Source organism: Drouetiella sp. (genome assembly GCF_059504425.1).
The window spans coordinates 54,872-76,020 of sequence record NZ_JCACIN010000021.1 but is presented as its reverse complement, the minus strand read 5'-3'; the positions used below and the strand labels follow the sequence as shown (position 1 = coordinate 76,020).

The window sequence follows — 21,149 nt, the reverse complement described above, 5'->3', positions numbered from 1 at the left end:
TGCAGGCTTTGGTCTTAACATGCTCAGAGACTTATTTAGAATGAAATAACCCTGGTTGGAAAGCGGGCAGGCTTATTTAGAAAAGGCTCATTTGAGCCTCCTAGGGAACTATTCAGCAATTGACGCTCAAGCGGCACAACAACCCCATGACACAAGCTGCGAGCATCATAAGCTCCTTCAACATTAGCCCCTGCTTGAAGCGTAAGGGCATTAATACTTGAGTTAGTTGCTTTGCCTAAAAGAGCAGTCACGAGAATGTATCTGAAAGTCAGATGTTTTCCTTGAATGATTGTTCTAATCTCGGTATCCCATTTGGTCGCTGGAATCTCTCTAGGGTTATCTTGTGCTATCGCAATTGACTCCCGGAGAAGTTGCTTGGCTAGTCTTTGATCGACAGTCGGTTTGGTCAGGCTCATACTCAACTCTCTGAATTAGCAAATTGTGCAAAAAACTCAGCAGGGTCAGCATCGGTAGCCCGCACCCATCGTAAGGCTTCTAGAATGTCGATTCGGCGTTCCCGACGTTCTATCTTAGAAACGTCAGGCTGCGTCAAGCCAATCTCATAGGCAATCGCTTTCTGAGAGAGTTTTGCTTTTTCTCGTAGGGAAATAAGTGCATCCACGATCCTGTGGTACTCAGGATCATGAATACTCGAGATAGACTGCTTTTGCCTTTCCATAATTTAGATCTTGATTTGGAAAGGTAAATATGCCAAAATCGCATACATGAAGAACAAACCACTTTTATCAGGTCTCTCGCTTTTCTCTGGCGCAGGCGGTATGGATGTTGGGTTCATCCGAGCAGGAGTCGAGGTTGTTAGTGCTAATGACATTGACAGGGACGCTTGTCTCACATATGAGGCTAACCACCCAAGAGGGATTATCCAGTGCAGTGATATTAATCAAGTTTTGACTGATATACGTCGATTTGAGGGAGTCGATATCATTTTTGGTGGTCCACCCTGCCAGGGATTTTCTGTAGCTGGAAAGATGAACCCCAATGATCCGCGTAGTAACCTGCTTTGGACTTTTATGAAATCTGTGGAGCTTATAAAGCCTCGGGCTTTTATTTGTGAGAATGTTAAAGCATTGGCAGTTCTTGATAAATGGGCTGAGATTCGCCAAAAACTTTTCCTTTTTGCCAGTCGATTGGGATATACATGCAAGCTGGTAATACTCAATTCATCTGATTTTGGCGTACCACAATCTCGAGAGCGTATGTTTCTAATTGGGTTTCGAGATGTTGAAGATATTAGTAATTTAGAGACACAGTTTAATCGATATAAAAAACCATCTCCGACAATTAGAGCTATCTTTTCGCTTCTAGGAGTAGCAGGTTCTAAAAACAATCAGCGGGTATGTAATGCAAAAATTACTATAGCCGCAAAGCCAATAATGCGGAGATCTCCCTATGCAGGAATGATGTTTAATGGGCAGGGAAGACCACTGAATCCTGATGGTTACTCATGCGCTCTCCACGCTTCTATGGGTGGGAATAAAACCCCCATTATTGACGAAGAGCATTGCTATTTTGGTCAAGATAGCTGGATTGAATGGTATCACTCTTACTTGATGAAAGGGGGAAAACCATTATCTCTAGATGCCGCACCTAAAAGACTCAGACGATTAACAATTGACGAGTCACTGAGAATACAGACCTTTCCACATGACTACCAGTTTATCGGCAAACAAAGTTCAATTTATAGACAAATAGGCAACGCTGTTCCCTGTGACCTAGCACAAGTAGTTGCAGAGGTTGTTCGAGATTTTCTCTGTCAATCTTACTCGACCATACCTCTACCTTTCATAGAGGATGAAGCTAAGCAATTATGGCTAGCTATTTAACGAGGGGGCGAGAGGAGACTCTATACATTTCTATCTTCCCGCCTTCCTACCCTCTTAAAAGCTCCCCACTTCTATAATTAAGGTTCTGAGTTATTAGGCATTATCAGGCTTTGAACTCTTGACCATCCTACAGACTGCTATCTATTCAAGGAGCTATTGTTTGAACGCATTATTGATCGCTGGGACAGACACAGGAGTCGGGAAAACAGTTTTGATGACTGCCCTGACTGCCTATTGGCAGCGATATCGCGCGATGAGTTTAGGTCTTTTAGCACCCATCCAGTGCGGTCTGGATAATCCGCTAGAGAAAACCTGGCAACAGTTTGAGCGTTTGAGTCAGCAGCATGAGTTTGTGCTGGTGGAAAGCCTGGGAGGACTGGGCGAACCGATTACTCCCGAAACCACGGTTGCCGATCTTGCTTGGGATTGGCGATTGCCGACGATTTTAGTGGTGCCCGTGCAGCCAGGAGCGATCGCCCAAGCCGTCGCCAATGTTGCCCTAGCGCATCAATGTCGCGTTCATCTCAAAGGAATTGTGCTGAACTGCGTTCGATCCTGCCATGTTCAAGAGAGAGAAGAGTGGGCATCGATCGATTTGCTGCAATCCTTGACCCAAAAACCTGTCCTCGGCTGTATTCCCCACCTCGCCGATTTGAGCGATCGCACTAAGCTCGTCCAGGTTGCCTCAAACCTAGACCTAGAGAGAATCATACCCATCTAGCCCCAGATCAAAATCCTGACTTCTAAATCCTGAATCCTGAATCCCCCATGGTTTCCACTCTCCCAACCCTATCCCACAATCTGGCCGCAATTCGTTTAGACATTCGCACCTTGCAGCCCCAGCTGGTGGAATGGCGAAGAACCCTACACCAGTATCCAGAGCTAGGCTTTCGGGAAAAGCTGACGGCAGAACTGATCGATCGCCTCCTGACAGAATGGGGCATTGAACATCAGACGGGCGTGGCGCAAACGGGCACGGTGGCAATCTTGCGCGGCAGTTCACCTGGCTCCGTGCTGGGCATTCGGGCAGACATGGATGCCCTGCCGATTCAGGAGGCGAATCAAGCGCCCTATCGATCGCAGCATGACGGCATTATGCATGCCTGCGGTCACGATGGGCATGTGGCGATCGCCCTGGGCACCGCCTACTATCTGTCGCAGCATCCCGAACAATTTGCCGGAACGGTCAAGATAATTTTCCAGCCCGCTGAAGAGGGGCCAGGAGGGGCCAAGCCGATGATTGCAGCGGGTGCCCTGAAGAATCCAGATGTGGAGGCAATAATTGGGCTGCACTTGTGGAATAACCTACCGCTGGGAACGGTGGGCGTTCGGGAAGGAGCGATGATGGCAGCAGTAGAAATCTTTGACTGCACGATTCATGGCAAAGGCGGACATGGAGCCATGCCCCACCAGACGGTTGACCCGATCGTGGTGAGTGCCCAGATTGTCAGCGCATTACAGGCGATCGTTTCTCGCAATGTCGATCCGCTGAAATCTGCGGTGGTGACGGTGGGTTCGCTGCATTCGGGACATACGTACAACGTGATTCCCCATACGGCGCAGATGCAGGGTACCGTCCGCTATTTTGATCCAGAATTTGAGGGTTTCTTTCGGCAGCGAATCGAGCAGGTGATTGCCGGAATTTGTCAGAGCCACGGCGCAACCTATGAGCTGACCTATCAGGAACTTTACCCACCCGTGATTAACGATCGCCAAATTGCTAATCTAGTGCGATCGGTGGCAGAAGCCGTGGTGGAAACGCCTGTGGGTGTGGTGCCCGAATGTCAGACCATGGGCGGCGAGGATATGTCTTTTTTCCTGCAAGAGGTTCCGGGTTGCTACTTCTTTTTGGGTTCAGCAAACGCGGCAAAAGACCTTGCCTATCCGCATCATCACCCGCGCTTCGATTTTGATGAAGCAGCATTGGGCATGGGGGTAGAGATTTTTGTTCGCTGCGTTGAGAAGTTTTTGGCAGGGAAGTAGGGCAATTTTGTGCAGATATTTTTTGAGAGTAGCGCCATAAACGCTATTTCAAAGCCTGTCGATATGCCGCATGAATGCGTCGCAGGTAATTTTCCATGCTGAAGAATTTTGCTACCTGTTTGCCTAGGGTAGAAAGCTGCGATCGCAGTGCCGGATTGCCCAGCAAGCCTTCCATCTTGTCTCGAATATCGCCCACTTCGTAGGGATCGACATAGAGTGCCGCATCGCCGCAGATTTCGGGCAGACAAGATACGTTAGACGTGATCACAGGACAGCCAAAACTCATAGCCTCTACGGGCGGCAGTCCAAATCCTTCGTAGAGTGAGGGAAACACCAGGCAGAAAGCACCGCTGTAGAGATAGCGCAAGCTACTTGCCGGAACATATTCCAACAGCTTCACCTGCTTACCGGGGTTCTTGCTATCAGAAACATAGCCAACTTTAGACAATTCATCCTCCCAAAGCCAGCCCTTCTTGCCCACAATCACCAGCGGCAGGTCGGTATCTAGACCTGCATAGGCATCAATTAATCGACCGACATTTTTCTTTGGCTCGATCGCCCCCACAAACAGAAAGTATTTCTGAGGCTCTAAGCCATAGCGTTCTAGAAACTCAGAGATTTCTCGTCTAGAGGCGACTAAAGGTTCCAGGGCGATCGGCTGATAGGTCACAATAATTTTGTCAGGATCGGCTTCGTCAAAGTAGGTTAGAAGATCTTGTTTTGAGCTTTCAGATACGGTGATGATTGCCGAAGATTCTTTCAGCGCATCCCGAATTTTGAAATAGAAGTTTTCTTTGTCATCAAGCGTGGCGTAGGGTAGACGCAGCGGAATTAAATCGTGGACTGTTGTAATCTTTTTAGCTCCACGAATTTGCATCGGCAAGGGATAGGTGACGTGCCAGAGATCGATTCTTTCGGGAACAGAAATCTGGGTTTTTAGCTTCAGTTTTTTATAAAGAACATTGGCAATGTCATAGCACTGAGGCAGATTAAAGGATGCCGCATATTTGAGGAAATCTTCGCTATATTGACCGCGCGTGACAACGAAATTGCGATCGCCCTTTCTTCGTCTGGCGCGATAGAGCGGTGATGCTGTTTTAGCCAATCCTTTGAGCAGAAAGGGGAGACTACGGTTCTCGATCGGGTTGTCAAAAAAGAAGACTTCATTGAGAATCTCGTTCGACTTATAGCCACCCCGACTGAGCAATACGTCAACATGCGCCCCCAACAGCGTCAAAGCTTGAACTAGGCTCAGACCATAGGTTTTTATGCCCGTCCCCTTCGTGAGCTGCAAATTGTATCCATCAATCAAGACATTCACGTCCGCTAAGCTCAGATCGGGTGGCACGACGATCGCCTGTTCGAGCTTGCCCTGCTCAATCTCTTGTTTTTCCGCTTCTTCCGCTGGCTCGGAGGGCTGGCTAATCTGTGAGACGGGTTCCTGAATCGCGATCGGCTGGGTCAGATCAACCGTTCTGCCTTCAACCGCTAGCTCACTGAGATTTCCCCAGGTAGAATCGGCGGCAGAAGTGCGGAACGATCGCACCAGACCAGGAACACAAACCACATAGCCGCCCTGTTTGACAATTGATCGCGGCGACCAGCAGGTAATCCACCAATCTTCATCAGCACCCTGTCCCGGCTTGCCCTTGTCAGGCTTAGGCGCACCCAGATAGGGCGTGGGAATGGGCACCACGCCACGCCAGTAGTCCCGGTGGGCGTGCAGGTGTTGACCGGGCATCGATCGCTTGTACAAAACTTTGTATCCTGCGATTTCGCCTGTGCCGAAGTTGGGATGCTCTAAGGCATCGCGTCCAGCCAGCAGGGGGCGATCGCGCGGGTCTTGAATTTGTGCCAGCACTTTCAGCGTATCGGGATTGATATCCACATCGTCCTGAAAGTAGGAAATCCAGTCGATATCGGGGTCAGCCAGCCAGTATTCTAGTCCCACATTTATGGCGTTGGGTAGCCCTCGGTTTTCGGGAATGCGAATTAGCGGCACTGAATACTGATTCGCAATCTGCTGATTTTCCTGGTAATTTTCCGACGTTGAGGCATCGTCTACAACCACCACCGGAATGCCTAGTGCTAGAACTTGGGGAAGCGATCGCGCCAGACTTTGAGGACGGTTGTAGGTAGTAATCACAGCCGCATAGGTGGTAGGGCGACGCTGCTCCAATGCCTCAAAGGCTTCATCAAACTGCCGTACTAAGCCTGTGATGTGAACTTTGTCTGGGGGCTGCACACCTGCAATTAGCGCTTTGGAATAGATCACAAAGACTTCGTTAGCAAAGACAGGATGAAACTGCTCTAAGACTTTGAGGGCAACGGGTGCTTCAATTTCAGTTGCCATGCCTTTGTGAAAAACAACGAACTGAAACTGTTCGGCGGGCAGCAGGTAGGAAACGTTGTAGTGATAGGTACCCGGAAAGAAATCTAGAAATTCATTAGGAGCTAGAACTGCATCCAGCGGCTCGGCATATTTTTCCAGGAACGATCGCACCTGCATCCAAAATTGATCTTCAGTGGGAAATGGCATGGGAGAGAAAGTTAACGGCAGCTCTTTCAGTAGAATGCCACATCGAGCGAGTTATTCGGCTGGCAATCCTAAGAATCGCTTGAGGGAAAACCATGCCGATCGCAGTCGCCAAAATTTGCTGGTTTGCATAGCTGCAAGGGTGGCTTTAGCCTCTAGTAACTGCTGCTGCAAAAGCTGATTTTGATTGAGCTGCGATTGTAATTTCTTAACTTTAGCCCTAAGCTGCTGTTGCTCTAGCCAAGATTTCTGAACCGATTGCAGAGTCTTGCCAGGGGCAAATTCCTGATGCCAAAAGATGAATTTCAGGCGAGAGAGTTCGCTTGACCAATCCTGTATTTTTGGCAGTAAATTGGGTTGTAAGCGGGGAGCTGTATAGGTGAGTTCATAGCTAAAGAGTGGTGTGGTTCTCTGAACAATATGTAGCAGCATACACAAATCCTCGAATTTATTAAGCTGTGGATCGGTGAGAAAAGCAGCATCTAAGAGCGATCGCTTTATCATTAATCCACTTAAAGGCTGTTGTTTTTCAAAAGCTAAGATCCGCTCAATACTGAAGGGATAAAAGTTTATTAATTCCTCGCTATCTTGAGATAATGCACCAGAATATGCAGCATTCAGATTCGAGGATATGAGTAAATTAACCAGCGTTTGAATGTGATTAGGATAGATTGAGCAAGCGGTATCCAGAATCATAAAGTAGTCGCAGGTGGTGGAGGCGATCGCCTGCAATCCTGACCATAGCCAATTGCTAAAATAGCCAGAATCAGATATTTCCACAGAATAAATCGGAAGCTTTTCCTGATAGTTTTTCAAGACACAATCTATGCTCTCTCCAGCAGATTTAACCAAGATTACTGAACAGTTAGCATAGGTTTGTTGAGCAATCTGCTGGAGAGAGTTAGCTAGTTGCTCAGGACTTTGACTGCCATCTTTGAGAATAATTTGAACGGTGGGAGCCTGTTGATAAGATAGGCTTTGTGATAATGCGAATCCTTTTTGCTCAACCAAAGTCTGATGATGAGGCAAAAGATTGAGGAGCAGCTTTTCCAGCGCATAGGTTTTCAGGAAAATGCTGTGCGCTCTGGCAGATAGATCTAAAGCCGCTTCAAGATTATCTTTAATAAACTGTATGTGGCTAGAAATCTGCTCAATTTGTGTTGCATAGCCTACATCTGGATCAATATAAAGGACGCTATCGCCAAACGTCTCTCGGATAAATGGATGGTCGCTGCAAATGGCGATCGCCCCTGACGCAACAATTTCAAAGATGCGCATGGAGGGCAAAGCCGCTTGACGATGTTCTTCTCGATGCAAACATAGTCCGACTCCAGCTTGATTCAGCATCCGCAAAACGCTTTCGCCATCGTAGGGAATGACACCTCTATAAGCATGATTTAAATGTTGCCAGCCCTCAGAATTGCCATACACTTCCATGTAATCTTGATCATCTAATCCCTCAAACAAATGCTGAAACCGCAAGCCGTCCCAATTAGAGCCTAGGTAAGCTAAGCGTGGATTTTCCAGTTGCGGAGCCTGATACTGATTCTGAGGACAGCTTGTAAAAAATGGTGCAGTAAAAAAAACTTTGGGTGTGTTGTAGAGGAGATGATGCAACCATCGATCGATCGCCTTTGAAGAAGTTAAGTATCCATCATAGCTCAACACATTTTGGACATACTTTTCCGTCCCTTCAAAGAATGAAGGCGGGTTCCACATACAGCCATAAGTTGGGCAATCTGAAAGCTTGGGGCTGTTGTTGTGCAACGCTATCACAAAGTCAGGTTGAAAGGCTTTGATCTCAGTTGAAGCAGAGACTTCGATCGCTTCCCAGCCTAAATTTACTGCCGCTAAAAAAATCCGTCGAGATAGCTCAGTTTCTGCAACGAGCTGTCCAGCAAACGGATTTTGAATGGCAATTTTCATAGATATTTCTGAATCATAGCCATCGCTAAACTTGAGTCAAAGCCACTTTGAATTTGCGATCGTATTCGGCAAATCCCCAGGTATCCATTGGCTGCTTATTTAGCACCTCTTTCTTGTACATGATGAAGCTACCCCAAATATTTTGAGAAAACCGAGAGGCTTCGGGATTATGAATTGGATGGGCACCAAAAAAGTATTCTTGATAGTAATCCACCATCTCTTTTTCAGGCAGCAATCGCCCTAAATAAGCCTCATGCAGTCGAGCAATTTCAGGCAAGCCAACGGTTTCCCACAGATCAATTGATTTCTGCTCTTGATAGCTACGAAATAGACCAAAGAACTCATCAACAGACAGGAACTTTGCGCCATGCTTTAAAAAGCGCAGCCACAGCTCATAATCCATGGCAAAGTGAAAGCTTTCATCAACGTAAGCGCCCGATTTCTCAAAGATTCCGCGTCGCCAAAAGACGCATTCTTGAGCAATATAGTCGCTGAGGTACAGGTTTTTCTCACAAAAAGGCTGATAGGGCGGGCAGTAGGTAAATCGTCCGTTGGCGTTAATGCTATTGCGCCGACCGTACACCACATCAATATCAGGATTTTCATCAAAATAGCGAACAGCTGTGGCGATCGTATCTTTGTCAGCGTAACAATCATCCGAGTTGAGATACGCCATAATTTCGCCCGTGCAGCGGTTGAAGCCTTTGTTTAAAGCATCAGTTTGTCCACGATCGGGTTCAATAATTAAAACATCAATATGCGATCGATATTTTTCAAGAATATCTTTCGTTTGATCGGAGGAAACCGCATCCACCAAAATATATTCCAGGTCAAGATAATCTTGGCAAATAACGCTCAAAATAGTTCTTTCTATAAATCTGCCCTGGTTGTACGAGGGAGTAACAACGCTAACTCTAGAACGGCTAGTGGCTTCCATTACGCTCATACTTGATGGCTTCTAGGCTTTTGTGAATCTTAACAAGCTCATCAACAATCGTCACATTCAGCTTGACATCTGTGCGATCGCTCTTAATTTCGTCAATCATCTGATACATTTTGACAAATTCTGTAGAAACCAAATGAGAAGTGCGATTCTGCTGCTCCAAGTTAATTTTTCTCAGTCGCTCTACTTCCTGAGTTAGACTCTCTACCTTCTGTTCTAATCGTTCTATATGTCCTTGCGAAATCGATCGCGCTTCATCAGCTGCTTCAGCCTTAACGACCTTATAAAGAGGATTTAGGCTGTAGTAGTATACGCGCTTGAAGATACCTCTAACCATTCTCTTTGAATCCAATAAATTTTAGTTGGGCAGCGACAGGACGATCGTCCCCGGCAGGAAGACGTTGAAACTTAGAAAAGCGTAAGTCAATTCGTCGTCGAGAATTTCCTGGAGGAACTGCAAGTTGAATCTTGAATTCTCCAGGCTTGAGCATTTGCCGAATCGCTTCCTGCCCCTCTACTAGAATGATCAGTTCAGTGCTGAAAGCTGAATCTTTGAGTTCCGGCAATGCACCTTGCAGGACTAGCGGAGAAGCGGGGTTAGTTTGCTTTAGATTAAGGAAGGCTGCTTCAGAGACCCAACCATCTTCATAAATCCCAGAATATTCTAAGTTAGGATTTGCTAAATCGGCGGGAAAATCGGCTAAATGACCAGGTGGATTGAGGTTCCTGTATTCTTCGTCAGAAATCAGAGAAACGTCTCGACCAAACCCCACAAGCTGGCGGCGATCGAGCGGGATCTCTTTGCCATACCAGTTCATTAACCCTTTTCGTTTGTTTGGCAAACGTTTGCCCTCCACGCCCATGTCAATCTCTAGATACTGGCGTTGATTGATGATTTGGGGAGAGAGTGGTGCTGAGAAGACATGGGCAGAACCGCGCCCCACGATACTAAAACTTTTACGTTCACTGCCGATCGCTTCTGCTGGCGGCAGCTTATTTTCTTTATCATTTTTCAAGCTAGCTGTTAGGTTAAGTTCCAGACGAACTTGCTCAGAGGGATGAATAGTCTCAAACAAGAGATGCCGTCCCAGCCCTGACATTTTTTCCTCAGGAAAGAAGAAGTCTTTTTCAAGCTGATACAGGGCAATTGCCCTGACCTGACCCAAATAGTAATGCTGTCCTAATGTGGAATGATTGAAGATGAGAAAATTATTGACTTTCCAAAGTGGTTGAGCAATAAAATTTCGGCTGTCCGCAACCCGAAAGCGACGGTTGTTAAATATATCCTGCTGAGAAGTAGTAGAAATTAGAAAAGGTAGATCTTGCTCATTTCTCAGAGTCGCATTTGCTTGAGCTATAAGATCACCTACTTGTTTGATCATGATGAACGAGTTTCTAGCCGATGGATTCTGCCGATCCAAGAGATCAAACTCTGCCTGCTGATAGATGCTCGAAATCATTTTAAGAACGGGTTGTGCAGCTTGACTTAGTTCAGGATCAGGCACAGCATCTAATCCAAGCTTTCCAAGCTTAACGATCGTTTCATAGAAATCTCGACTGGGAAAAAAGGCGGTTTTGTTGACGGTATAAAGCGCCTGAAACTTTGCCAAAACAACATTGGCTGTGTCGAGTAGAAACTTTTGGGTCGGCAAAGACTCAAATAGGCTTTGAAACTCACTATAAATTTTTGCTCTAGAGGCATTTGGCACTTCGATAGTTACGCCCTGCCCCAAACCACGACTTGCCTCAACGTAAGAATTCTGCTGAATGTTTAAGCTAAGTAGCCCAACCAACAGCAACGGCGCGATCTTGAGAATTAGCTGACGCGGTTGATTCACCCACCAGACCACCATAGTCGCAACGAGAAAAGGCTGAATGAACATTGCTAGCTTGAACAAGCCAAAGTCGCTTTGACGAATAAAGAGAACTAAGCCAACGCTCAGCATCACTAGCGTGATTGTTGCACTAGGAGAGTTCCATCGCACCAAGAGAAAACTGACTATGATCGCGGTCAGGAGCAGAAACATGCCCAGAAGAATAGTGATGGAAATCCAGGGGTCTCTGTAGGTGCCAGAGATGGGTTGAAGGCTCCAGAAACCTGCTAAACCGCTAGGAATAAGAAAGTAGGGAAAGAGGCTAAATTGCAGATCGTTTAATATAATGCCTTTGCCAGTTTGACTGCGTAAAAAAGCGATTGCATGAATAAAAAAGGTGTTGAGAAAAACTAAATTGGTCAACACCGCAAGGCTGCTAACGATTAGTAGGGGCTTCAAGTAAAGTTTGCGTCTTAAGAGACTCACGCCGTGATAGAGCAAAAATGCCAGTACTAAAAAAGGTAAGACTTCAGGATAGATAATAAATAGCGCAACAACCAGTAGACCTGCCAGTAGCCCCTGCTGGATCAGCGCTCCTCGCTTGAAGTTTTCAAAGGATTGCAGCAGCAAAACCAGACAGCCTGCCAGGATCGCAATACCGCTAACCTGTGCTATGAGTTGCTGAAGCACTCCATAGGTGTTGAGGGCAGAAATGCTCAGTAGACCGCAGGCAATTAGGGCGGATAGGTAAAGAGTTTTAGTCTGATAGACCAATGCACCAATTGTGCTGATCAGAATCAGCAGAAATGCCAGGATTGTTGGCATAAAGACCTGGTGAGCCGTCAACCCTGTGACGCTACAAACCCAAGCTAACAGGAGATCGCAGCCTGGACGCACACCGCCAGGAACATGCATCAGCCAATAGTAAAGTGTGTAGTCTTTTCCACTGGCTAAGACATCCAGATCTGGAGTGTCAAAAAATCCATGCCGAAGAAAAAGATCGGCACTCAGGCAATAGTTTGCCATGTCATCATTAGCATAACTAACCCAGTTAAATCCGAACTCCAGCATTGGGCGACCTGTTAGATACAATGCTAGTAAGAAGCAAGCAGTAAAGGGAGTATATTCACGCCAAGGCAGCTTGAGACGGATTTTCCAGATTAAAGCAAGGCTAACCAGAAACAGAAAGAGGGCTAGAACTTTACCAAAGCTATTTACAGGATTGCCAAGCCGATTGAGCCAAAAAACGGGGAGGAGAGTAATAACTAGTCCTACTACTGGCGCAAGAAGGACATTTTGTAGAGGATCGCTTTGTCTACGAAGAAACGTTACAGCAGGGTAACCTGCCACAGTCCAGAAAATGAATAGAAGTACCGATAATCCGAAAGCTAACAATTTTGCTTCTCCTACTTCCAAGTGTTACTTGCGAGACTCCAAACGAGCTTTCTCGTTACTTTGAGCTGAAATTTGAGCGATGGATGCAGGAAAAGTTCGGTGAGACTTTTGGCGCTTTTCTTGAAAGAGTTTCCAACGAATTGTCGCTAAGTCCTTCAGCAATCGCCAAGATCCGGTCAGTGGGTTAAAGCGGCTATCAGCATCATTACTCCATAGCACAGGAAATTCTAAAACCTGATAGCCTTCCATCAGCGCCCTTAGAATGACTTCGATATCGAACATGAAGCCATCTGTGAAAGTGGAAGCATAGAGCTGGCGAGCAACCTCACCTCTATAAAGCTTGAAGCCACACTGTGTATCTGAAATGTAGAGCGGTAGACCCATCAGCGTGTGGATCAAAAAGCCATAGCACTTGGAACCAAGGCGACGATAGAGAGGTTGTCTGCGGCGGACGCTGCCCCTCATCCGGCGAGAGCCAATCGCTATGTCGCACATTTCTAGTTCCAGCATGGTTAAGCCAATCTTTGCAATGTCGTAGGGAACACACAAACCAGCATCGGCAAACATAACTATTCTGCCCTGTGATCGAGTGATGCCGTAGCGAAGAGCATAACCTTTACCACTATTGGGTATGTAGCTTAAAACTTTTAGGGATGGAATCTCTGCTTCTAGGGATTTAGCTACTGCGACCGTATCATCTGGTGAGCCATCGTCTACCACTACAATCTCACCTGCCAACCGCTGAGACTTAAGAAAAGCTTCAGCAGCGCGAATATCTCGCCTAATCTTGTTGGTTTCCTTGTAGGCAGGAATAATAATGCTTAACTCTAGCTCAGACAGATGATTACTCACCATTTCCTCTCCCAACCCCACTAACTTTTACTCCATCAACGCCTAGTAAGCGATCGCTGCAACTGACGAAGCTTTGTCCTAACTCCTGCGCTAAATGTCAGATATTTATGGCATAGAAATCCAATAGGAATATTGATAATAACTGCTATCAGCTTTGCTTGTAACGGCGTAAGACTTAACTTACTAACACTAATTTGAATAACCAATATCGTAATCAACCAGCAAACAACCACTATAACTAAGTAGGTTCTGAACTGACGGATAGTAGAACGCTCAAAGTTTTTGAAGTTAAAGAACTTGTTAAGCATAAAGTGAGCCACCACGGCTACACCGTAAGAAAGGGTGGTGACCAGTGGCACATACATAGGGGTCAACAGCAAAATCTGAAAGGTTCCTACGTCAACCACGAACACAATTCCACCAATAAGAAGATAGCGAAATAGAGAAGGTAGCAATTTCAATAGTCTCTATGGATATGAAGGTAAAGGCACATTCAGCTATGCTCACTTAACTAAATAGCTGGCGGGTTTGATAGCAAAAGCTTAACGGGCTGAACGGGAGTTAAAGCCGATGGAACTAATAGCCCAAATATGACAACCCACTTGCCCATAGGGATAAGAGTATATTCATCTATAGATAGCCCAACTTTTACGGCAGATCTCAGCAGTTGTCTGGCGCTGTGTTGAAATGTCAGGGGATGAGGAAAATTCCAAATTCGATGTAAGAGTCTAAACGCAATTTTCTCTAAAAAGTGGAACCATCCAGGGACAGTGCTTTCGACGATGAGGATTCTTCCAGATGGCGTCAAGTGCCTTGCACAGCTTGTCAAAATAGCTTCTAAGTTTTTAACAGATTCCTCAGGAGAATGCCCTGTTACATGGTGTATTAGCATCTGTAGAACAATGACATCAAATTTCTCCTCTATATCAAAATCAAGCGCATTTCCTCTAATTGGAATGACATTGTCACCATATTTAGCGCCCTCATCAATACAAACGTCGAGAATCACGACTCGATCGAGCGAGGAGATCTCATAATTGAAGAAACCGCCATTACCAATATCTAAAAGTGAATGACACCCTTTTAGCTCAGACTCTATACACATCCGGCAATAGGTATAGGTATCTAAGGTTAAAACCTTTTTTTGATACCAGGTATTCTCACTAAAATATGTAACGTTTTTATCTGACATCCTCGCCTCGTAAACTTTAAGTAGTATGTAGCTTCGGGACGACCACAAAGCTTGCCAAAGTAGACCTCTTTCTGGTAGCTGTGGTGAGACAATACAAGTATCTCTAGTTCAGCTACTTTTTACACCTTGTAACTAAGCCCGGATTATAACCAGCTTCATGCTCAAAATCAAACTGTTTGCCGATGGTGCTAACTTAGACGACATGCTGGCTGCCTATCAAGGTGGAGTCGTTCAAGGGTTCACGACCAATCCCACGCTGATGCGTAGGGCGGGCGTGATGGACTATGAATCCTTTGCTAGAGAAGTCTTAGAAATCATTCCCGATCGCCCCATTTCCTTTGAAGTTTTTGCCGATGATTTTGAGACCATGTATCGGCAGGCACTACAGATTAACACCTGGGGTGAGAATGTTTACGTCAAAATACCCATCACTAATACCAAAGGCGAATCAGCTGTGCCGCTGATTAAAAGGCTTGTGGGTGATGGCATTAAGCTCAACGTAACAGCCATTCTAACCCTAGAACAGGTGCAGGCAACCAATCGGGTGCTGAGTCCGATGATCCCTTCAGTGGTGTCAGTGTTTGCGGGGCGGATTGCAGATACGGGCATTGATCCGGTGCCCTTGATGACGGCAGCGGCTCAAATGCTGAGAATTGAGTCCAAAGCCGAGCTGCTGTGGGCAAGTCCTAGAGAGGTTTTAAATGTGTATCAGGCGGATGCCTGCGGCTGCGACATCATTACGGCAACAAATGACATTTTGAAAAAGCTGTCTATGTTTGGCAAAGATCTAGACGAGCTTTCCCGTGAAACAGTGCAAATGTTTTATGACGATGCCCGTAAAGCAGGCTTTCAGATTGAGTGTTGAGGGCAGATTGAGTGTTGAGGGAGCGATCGCGCTTCAGGATTCAGTTGACCTGTAGGGGAGTGAGGCATGACGACACAGCGAACGGTTTTAATTACAGGCGTGGCAGGTTTTATCGGCAGCAACCTTGCCGATCGCCTGCTCTCTGAGGGCTTCCGGGTGATTGGCATCGACAACTTGTCCTATGGTGTGCTGGAGCAGGTACCCGAAGGAGTAGAGTTTCACAAGCTGGATATTCGATCGTCCGAAATTTACCCTCTCTTTAATCAGGTAGACGCTGTTTATCATCTGGCGGCAAAAAACTGTATAGCCGACTGTCAAATCGATCCCCTAGAAACTAGCGATATTAACGTCACGGGGACGGTCAATGTATTTGAGGCTTCACGTCGCGGTCAAGTCGGTAAGGTGATCTACGCGGAATCCTCGGCGCTGTATGAAGGTTCCTCAGTCATGCCCACGCCAGAAAGCGAGGTCTATCCTCAAAGCTTTTATGCGGTTAGTAAACTGGCAGGCATGGCGTTTGCGGAAGCCTATCGCCGCTTTTATGGGCTGCGAACCACAGCACTCCGCTATTTCTGTGTGTATGGCCCGCGTCAAGACTATCGCCGCACCATTCCGCCTCTGATGAGCGCTTTCGTCATCAACTTGCTGCAAGGCAAGCAGCCGACGATCTATGGCACAGGCGAGAAGCGTCGAGATTTCATCTACGTAGATGATGTCAACGACTTTCATCTGCAATGTTTAGATGACCCCCGCACAGATGGCAATGTCTATAACTTGGGCAGCGGCATCAGCTACTCTGTGTTGGACATCTACAAGGCGATCGCCCGTCTGCTGGGAAAAGATATCCAGCCTCAGTTTAAGCCTGATCTGCCGGGTGAGGCAGACGTAACCTTAGCGGATATTTCTGCGGCAAGATCAGTAGGATGGTCGCCCCATGTCTCTCTAGACGAAGGTTTAATTCAGTCAATTACCTTCATCAAAGACAAAGTATTAACGCAGCCATGAATGAAGCCCTAGAGAACCGGGACTACAAAATCGCAGATTATCTGGCGCGATCGGCAGATTACTATGCGCTGACTAAATATAAAATCATCATGACCTGGTTGCCTAAAACTGCTAATCTGCGAGTGTTGAACGCAGGCTGCGGTTCTGGAGAGATGAATATTTTGCTGGCTCAAAATCCATCTTGGCAGGTGGAGGCGATCGACATTGATCCAGAAGCGATTCAGATTTCCGAACATCTGAGAGAAGAACACAAGCTAGAAAACCTTAAGGTCTTCAAATGCAGCATTGAAGATCTAGATAGACCCCTAGGGTATTACGATGCGATCATTTCTAACGATGTCTTAGAACATATTGAAGACGATCTGGCGGCAATGAAAAAGCTAGCAGGCTTGCTGAAACTGAATGGCATCCTCTGTGTTTCGGTTCCGGCACTGCAGTCGCTGTTTGGCTATCACGATGAACAATTGGCGCATTACCGCCGCTATAACAAAAGCAACTTAACCCGAAAGCTTTTCCAGTACTTTGAAGTTCAAAAGTGCCGATATTTTGCTGCAATCTTAATCCCGATCGCCCTTCTCTATAGCTGTTGGCTCCGCAAACCCTACCCCATCGGTGAACCGGGCAAAGAATCTCTCGTGACCAAACTGCTCAAATTCTTATTGGCGCTAGAAGCCAACGTACCGCTGCTTACGGGAACATCTTTAATCGCCATGGCTACTCCAAAACGGCTTTCTAGCACAGTCCTTTTAGAAAGAGGTCAAGAATAATGGGAATGCCGGGAGTGCTAGTCTTAGCTGCGGGCAAAAGCACAAGAATTCAGTCGATCGCCCAAGGCATTCCTAAGCCGCTGCTCTCGATTCAAGAGCGCAGTATCTTAGAGCGAAACCTGTCCTGGCTGGCTCAATCGGGCGCTGATACAATCTGGATCAATCTGCACTATCGCCCAGATGATATTCAAACGGCGATCGGCGACGGTTCAGAGCTAGGACTAAACATTTCCTACTCCTTGGAGCCTGAGATTCTAGGCACTGCCGGAGCCTACAAAAATTTGGAGTCCCAGTGGAAAGGCTCAACGCTGGTAGTCTATGGCGATAGCTTAGTGCGGTTTGATCTACAGAAATTTCTCACAACTCATGAAAAAACGAACGCGGATGTAACGATCGCCCTATTTGACCAAAACATGCATCTCCATACGGCGATCGCTGGGGGACGAGTGGTGATGGATGACCAGAATCGCATTACCGATTTTGTCGAAACCGGAGCCGGAGAAGCACCTCGCTCAACGCTAATCAATGCCGCAGTTTATCTCTTGGAACCAGAAATTCTAGATCTGATTCCAGAACAAACTTTTTACGACTTCGCCCGCGATTTGTTTCCGAAGATGCTGGCAGAAGGGTATTATCTGCAAGGTCATCTGATCGATGGCTATTGCTTGGGGTTAGATACTCCCGAAAGCTACGCCAAAGCGATGTCCCTTATTGAATCTGAGCAAATAAAACTAGCATGATCATCACGCGCACACCCTTTAGAGTCACGTTGGGCGGCGGCGGTACAGACCTGCCTTCCTACTACGAAAAGAATGGCGGGTTCATCTTCGCGATGGGCATCAACAAGTTTATGTACGTGATGATCAATCCGCCCACGATCGACACCATGATTCGCCTTCACTACACCCAGAGCGAAACAGTGTTTCATGTCTCAGAGTTGCAGCATGAACTGGCGAGAGAGGCGCTGCGCTATCACGGCATTGAAGAAAAGATGGAGATTTCCTCCATGGCAGATTTGCCTGCCGGAACAGGGGTCGGTTCTTCGAGCTGCTATCTCATTGGGTTGCTGACAGCACTGCACCACTACCGTAGAGACTATATTTCGCTGCAAGAGCTATCGGAAGAAGCCTGCCATATTGAGCTGGATATCTTGAAAAAGGGCATTGGCAAGCAGGATCAGTACATGGCGGCATTCGGGGGGTTGACGGTGCTAGAGATTGCCAAGGGCGGTGCAGTCACCGTCAAGCCAGTGCGAATGGGCAGTAGCTCGATCGCCGAACTGGTGGCAAACACCCACATTTACTACACTGGGTTCCGACGCGATGCGGTCGATGTCCTGTCAGAGCAAAATACCGCTATGCAGTCTCAGACCGTCCCCAAACATGATGTGGTGGCAAACAGCCTGCATCACATTAAAGATCTGGGCTACCGAATTTTAGAGGCGATCGAAACAGAAGATTTTGATGCCTGGGGCAAAATGCTGCATGAACATTGGCAGTTCAAAAAGCAAATGTCGGCGCGGATCAGTCTCACAAAAGTGGATCAGATTTATGCAGAAGTGCAGCAAAACTACAATGTCTTGGGTGGCAAAATCATCGGCGCAGGGGGCGGCGGTTTCCTGATGCTCTACTGCAGCAAAAACCACAAGCAGCTAGAGCAGTTCATGGAGTCTCAAAAGATGCCGCGTCTGCACTATACGATCGAGCCAGAAGGCTCTAAAGTGGTGGCGGATGTGTCGAGCAACGATGCGCTGATGTTCCACTCAAGAGATTTTGTATCCAGGTAGTCCTATGGCAGTACATGAAAAAATTGGCATTGTTGGACTTTGGCATCTCGGTTGTGTAATCTCGGCAGCCTGGTCAACGCTGGGCAAGACGGTGCAGGGCGTTGATTTTGATCACGCGCTCATTGACAACCTGAGCCAGGGTCAGCCGCCGATCTTTGAGCCAGGGCTACAGGAAACCATCCAAACAGGTCTAAGTCAGGGGAAACTCGGCTATTCGACCGATCCGGCAATGTTGTCAGACTGCGGATTGGTGTTTCTGGCCTACGATACTCCCGTGCGAGACGATGACACCTCGGATCTAACAATTCTGGAGGAGGCAATCGCCAAAATTGGTTCCCACCTCAGCCCCAGAACGATTTTGATTGTCAGCGCTCAGCTGCCTGCTGGCACAGCCCGACAGTTTCGCGCCCAGCTGAAGGAGTTTGAGCCATCGCTAGAGCTGGTGTATTCTCCAGAAAATCTGCGCTTGGGCGAGGCGATCGACTGCTACCTGCATCCCGGACATATTGTCATTGGGGCGGATGATCCCCAGGCAGGGCAGACCGTCACTGAACTATTTGCGCCGATGCAGGCCGAATGCCTATTGATGAACTTGCCCAGTGCTGAGATGACCAAGCATGGCATTAACTCATTTCTGGCGGCTTCGATCACGCTGGCAAACCAGTGGGCAGATATCTGTACTGCCGTGGGTGCTGACTTTACTCAAGTTGCCGCCGCCATGAAGCTAGATCCCCGGATTGGCAAGCGGGCGTATCTTAGCTCTGGCATTGGCTTCTCCGGCGGCACTCTGGGGCGCGATCTGAAGGTGCTGGAAGCCATTAATCAACGGTCAGGTAATGAGTCTCCGATCTTTGGTACCGTCTGGCAGTACAACAAGTCCAGAGTCAAGGTGGTGGCTAAGATGTCAGAGGCGGCGATCGGCTCTCTGAAAGGTAAAAGAGTGGCGCTGCTTGGCATGACCTATAAGCCAGGAACTAGCACCCTACGCCGCAGTTTGCCTCTAGAGGTTGCCTCTGATCTGATCGCTAAGGGGGCAGAGATTAGAGCTTATGACCCTAAGGCAAATTGGAATGAAGTGCAGATTCCGGCGCAGCTACAAGTTTGTTCTACGGCATACGATGCGGCGGCGGACGCAGATCTAGTAGTGCTGCTGACGGAATGGGCTGAGTTTAAAGAGCTGGATTTTCAAGAGATTCGCGATCGCATGAAGGGCAGCACTTTCTTTGACACCAAGAATTTTCTGTTGACAAAATTTGACCAGATTCGCGAACTAGGATTCACTGTCTTGAGCATTGGGCGCAGCTGCTAGGCAAAAAATTGGGGAAAAATTAGAAAAAGTGAGGCAGAGATTGTGTCTGAGGTAGCGATCGATCTATCCAATAAAAATATCTTAATCACGGGTGGCAGCATGGGCATTGGCTATGCTGCTGCTGAAGCCTGTCTCAAAGCTAATGGGCGTGTAGTGATCTGCGCTCGCAACTCAGAAGACATTGACAAAGCTCTGAGCCAGCTTCGGGCGATCGGATCGGGGCAGGTCGTTGGCGTATCTGCCGATGTGACTCAACACGATCAGGTGGAGGCAGCGTTAGACAAAGTTGAATCTAGCTTTGGAGTACTGAATGCCGTCATCCATGCAGCCGGAATTTATGGACCGATCGGCGCGCTCACAGAGGTCGATCCGGAAGCCTGGTTCAATGCGATTCGGATTAACCTTTTCGGCTCTTTTTTGGTGGCGCGGCAAAGCTGTTTGCGGCTGCAAAAAACGGGGGGCAGAATTGCGCTGTTCTCCGGCGGCGGTGCGGCGACTCCGTTTCCCAACTACACCGCCTACGCTTGCGGCAAGGTCGGAGTTGTGCGGTTCACAGAGACGATCGCGCAAGAAATGGCTCCTTTTAAGATTCAGATCAACTGTATTGCGCCAGGTTTTGTGATTACCCGATTGCACCAACAAACCCTGGAGGCAGGGGCAAATCTGGCAGGCGAGAAGTTCTTGGAAAATACCAAAGCGCAAATTGAGAAAGGGGGCGTACCTGCTTCGGTGGGTGGCAATGCAGCAGCCTTCCTGATTTCTGACCGGGCGGACGGCATCACCGGAAAATTTGTTGCCGCTCCCTATGACGGTTGGCAAAACTGGGTTGATCATCTAGAAGAGCTAAAAACCACGGATATCTTTACGCTGCGCCGAATTTTGCCGAAAGAGCGCGGCATGGACTGGCAATAGAGGCTTGCTTGGCTCTTTCT

20 protein-coding genes are annotated in these 21,149 nt (G+C 47.4%); 10 read left to right on the top strand and 10 right to left on the bottom strand.

Annotated elements, in window-relative coordinates; genetic code table 11:
• Positions 1-35: 35 nt before the first annotated feature.
• The gene (locus AC5JMP_RS04660) at positions 36-416 is read right to left on the bottom strand and encodes a restriction endonuclease, SacI family (protein WP_495850265.1); all 381 of its coding nucleotides are present in this window, start codon (positions 414-416) and stop codon (positions 36-38) included.
• Positions 417-418: 2 nt separating this feature from the next.
• Positions 419-622, bottom strand: coding sequence for a helix-turn-helix transcriptional regulator (locus tag AC5JMP_RS04655; RefSeq protein ID WP_495850264.1), 204 nt, complete (start codon positions 620-622; stop codon positions 419-421).
• A gap of 103 nt (positions 623-725) precedes the next feature.
• On the opposite strand from AC5JMP_RS04655, the gene AC5JMP_RS04650 reads away from it, so the two are divergent.
• The 3 genes from AC5JMP_RS04650 to AC5JMP_RS04640 all read left to right on the top strand — a co-directional run bounded on the left by AC5JMP_RS04650 (position 726) and on the right by AC5JMP_RS04640 (position 3,827).
• Positions 726-1,844 (top strand): DNA cytosine methyltransferase, encoded by a 1,119-nt coding sequence (locus AC5JMP_RS04650; RefSeq protein ID WP_495850263.1) that lies wholly within the window; start codon positions 726-728, stop codon positions 1,842-1,844.
• Between the two features lie 160 nt (positions 1,845-2,004).
• A complete protein-coding gene (bioD, locus tag AC5JMP_RS04645) occupies positions 2,005-2,565 on the top strand; it encodes an ATP-dependent dethiobiotin synthetase BioD (protein WP_495850262.1) in 561 nt (186 codons plus the stop codon).
• Positions 2,566-2,612: 47 nt separating this feature from the next.
• A complete protein-coding gene (locus AC5JMP_RS04640) occupies positions 2,613-3,827 on the top strand; it encodes a M20 metallopeptidase family protein (RefSeq protein ID WP_495850261.1) in 1,215 nt (404 codons plus the stop codon).
• A 43-nt stretch (positions 3,828-3,870) separates the two neighbouring features.
• Here the strand turns inward: AC5JMP_RS04640 and AC5JMP_RS04635 are convergent, their stop codons facing one another.
• The 8 genes from AC5JMP_RS04635 to AC5JMP_RS04600 all read right to left on the bottom strand — a co-directional run bounded on the left by AC5JMP_RS04635 (position 3,871) and on the right by AC5JMP_RS04600 (position 14,485).
• On the bottom strand, positions 3,871-6,366 hold the full coding sequence (locus tag AC5JMP_RS04635; RefSeq protein ID WP_495850260.1) for a glycosyltransferase: 2,496 nt from the start codon (positions 6,364-6,366) through the stop codon (positions 3,871-3,873).
• A gap of 51 nt (positions 6,367-6,417) precedes the next feature.
• Entirely contained in the window at positions 6,418-8,289 is a 1,872-nt protein-coding gene (locus tag AC5JMP_RS04630) for a glycosyltransferase family protein (RefSeq protein WP_495850259.1), read from the bottom strand.
• A 25-nt stretch (positions 8,290-8,314) separates the two neighbouring features.
• Positions 8,315-9,235: a glycosyltransferase family 2 protein gene (locus tag AC5JMP_RS04625; protein ID WP_495850258.1), complete on the bottom strand. Its 921-nt coding sequence runs from the start codon at positions 9,233-9,235 to the stop codon at positions 8,315-8,317.
• Positions 9,213-9,569 carry a hypothetical protein gene (locus AC5JMP_RS04620; RefSeq protein WP_495850257.1) on the bottom strand — a complete coding sequence of 119 codons (357 nt, stop codon included), beginning with the start codon at positions 9,567-9,569 and terminating at the stop codon, positions 9,213-9,215. Before AC5JMP_RS04620 ends, AC5JMP_RS04625 begins: the two co-directional genes overlap by 23 nt.
• Complete coding sequence (locus tag AC5JMP_RS04615) at positions 9,562-12,117, bottom strand: hypothetical protein (RefSeq protein WP_495850256.1); 2,556 nt, start codon at positions 12,115-12,117, stop codon at positions 9,562-9,564. Before AC5JMP_RS04615 ends, AC5JMP_RS04620 begins: the two co-directional genes overlap by 8 nt.
• 348 nt (positions 12,118-12,465) lie before the next feature.
• Positions 12,466-13,296, bottom strand: coding sequence for a glycosyltransferase (locus tag AC5JMP_RS04610; protein ID WP_495850255.1), 831 nt, complete (start codon positions 13,294-13,296; stop codon positions 12,466-12,468).
• Between the two features lie 32 nt (positions 13,297-13,328).
• Positions 13,329-13,748 (bottom strand): GtrA family protein, encoded by a 420-nt coding sequence (locus tag AC5JMP_RS04605; RefSeq protein ID WP_495850269.1) that lies wholly within the window; start codon positions 13,746-13,748, stop codon positions 13,329-13,331.
• Between the two features lie 56 nt (positions 13,749-13,804).
• The gene (locus AC5JMP_RS04600) at positions 13,805-14,485 is read right to left on the bottom strand and encodes a class I SAM-dependent methyltransferase (protein WP_495850254.1); all 681 of its coding nucleotides are present in this window, start codon (positions 14,483-14,485) and stop codon (positions 13,805-13,807) included.
• 157 nt (positions 14,486-14,642) lie between these two features.
• On the opposite strand from AC5JMP_RS04600, the gene AC5JMP_RS04595 reads away from it, so the two are divergent.
• The 7 genes from AC5JMP_RS04595 to AC5JMP_RS04565 all read left to right on the top strand — a co-directional run bounded on the left by AC5JMP_RS04595 (position 14,643) and on the right by AC5JMP_RS04565 (position 21,129).
• A complete protein-coding gene (locus AC5JMP_RS04595; RefSeq protein ID WP_495850253.1) occupies positions 14,643-15,350 on the top strand; it encodes a transaldolase in 708 nt (235 codons plus the stop codon).
• 66 nt (positions 15,351-15,416) lie between these two features.
• Positions 15,417-16,355 (top strand): NAD-dependent epimerase/dehydratase family protein, encoded by a 939-nt coding sequence (locus AC5JMP_RS04590; RefSeq protein ID WP_495850252.1) that lies wholly within the window; start codon positions 15,417-15,419, stop codon positions 16,353-16,355.
• Positions 16,352-17,122 carry a class I SAM-dependent methyltransferase gene (locus tag AC5JMP_RS04585; protein ID WP_495850251.1) on the top strand — a complete coding sequence of 257 codons (771 nt, stop codon included), beginning with the start codon at positions 16,352-16,354 and terminating at the stop codon, positions 17,120-17,122. Before AC5JMP_RS04590 ends, AC5JMP_RS04585 begins: the two co-directional genes overlap by 4 nt.
• Entirely contained in the window at positions 17,122-17,862 is a 741-nt protein-coding gene (locus AC5JMP_RS04580) for a nucleotidyltransferase family protein (RefSeq protein WP_495850250.1), read from the top strand. Before AC5JMP_RS04585 ends, AC5JMP_RS04580 begins: the two co-directional genes overlap by 1 nt.
• The gene (locus tag AC5JMP_RS04575) at positions 17,859-18,908 is read left to right on the top strand and encodes a GHMP family kinase ATP-binding protein (protein WP_495850249.1); all 1,050 of its coding nucleotides are present in this window, start codon (positions 17,859-17,861) and stop codon (positions 18,906-18,908) included. The genes AC5JMP_RS04580 and AC5JMP_RS04575 overlap by 4 nt, the downstream gene beginning before the upstream one ends.
• A gap of 4 nt (positions 18,909-18,912) precedes the next feature.
• On the top strand, positions 18,913-20,217 hold the full coding sequence (locus tag AC5JMP_RS04570) for a UDP-glucose dehydrogenase family protein (protein WP_495850248.1): 1,305 nt from the start codon (positions 18,913-18,915) through the stop codon (positions 20,215-20,217).
• A gap of 42 nt (positions 20,218-20,259) precedes the next feature.
• Positions 20,260-21,129: an SDR family NAD(P)-dependent oxidoreductase gene (locus AC5JMP_RS04565; protein ID WP_495850247.1), complete on the top strand. Its 870-nt coding sequence runs from the start codon at positions 20,260-20,262 to the stop codon at positions 21,127-21,129.
• Positions 21,130-21,149 lie beyond the last annotated feature (20 nt).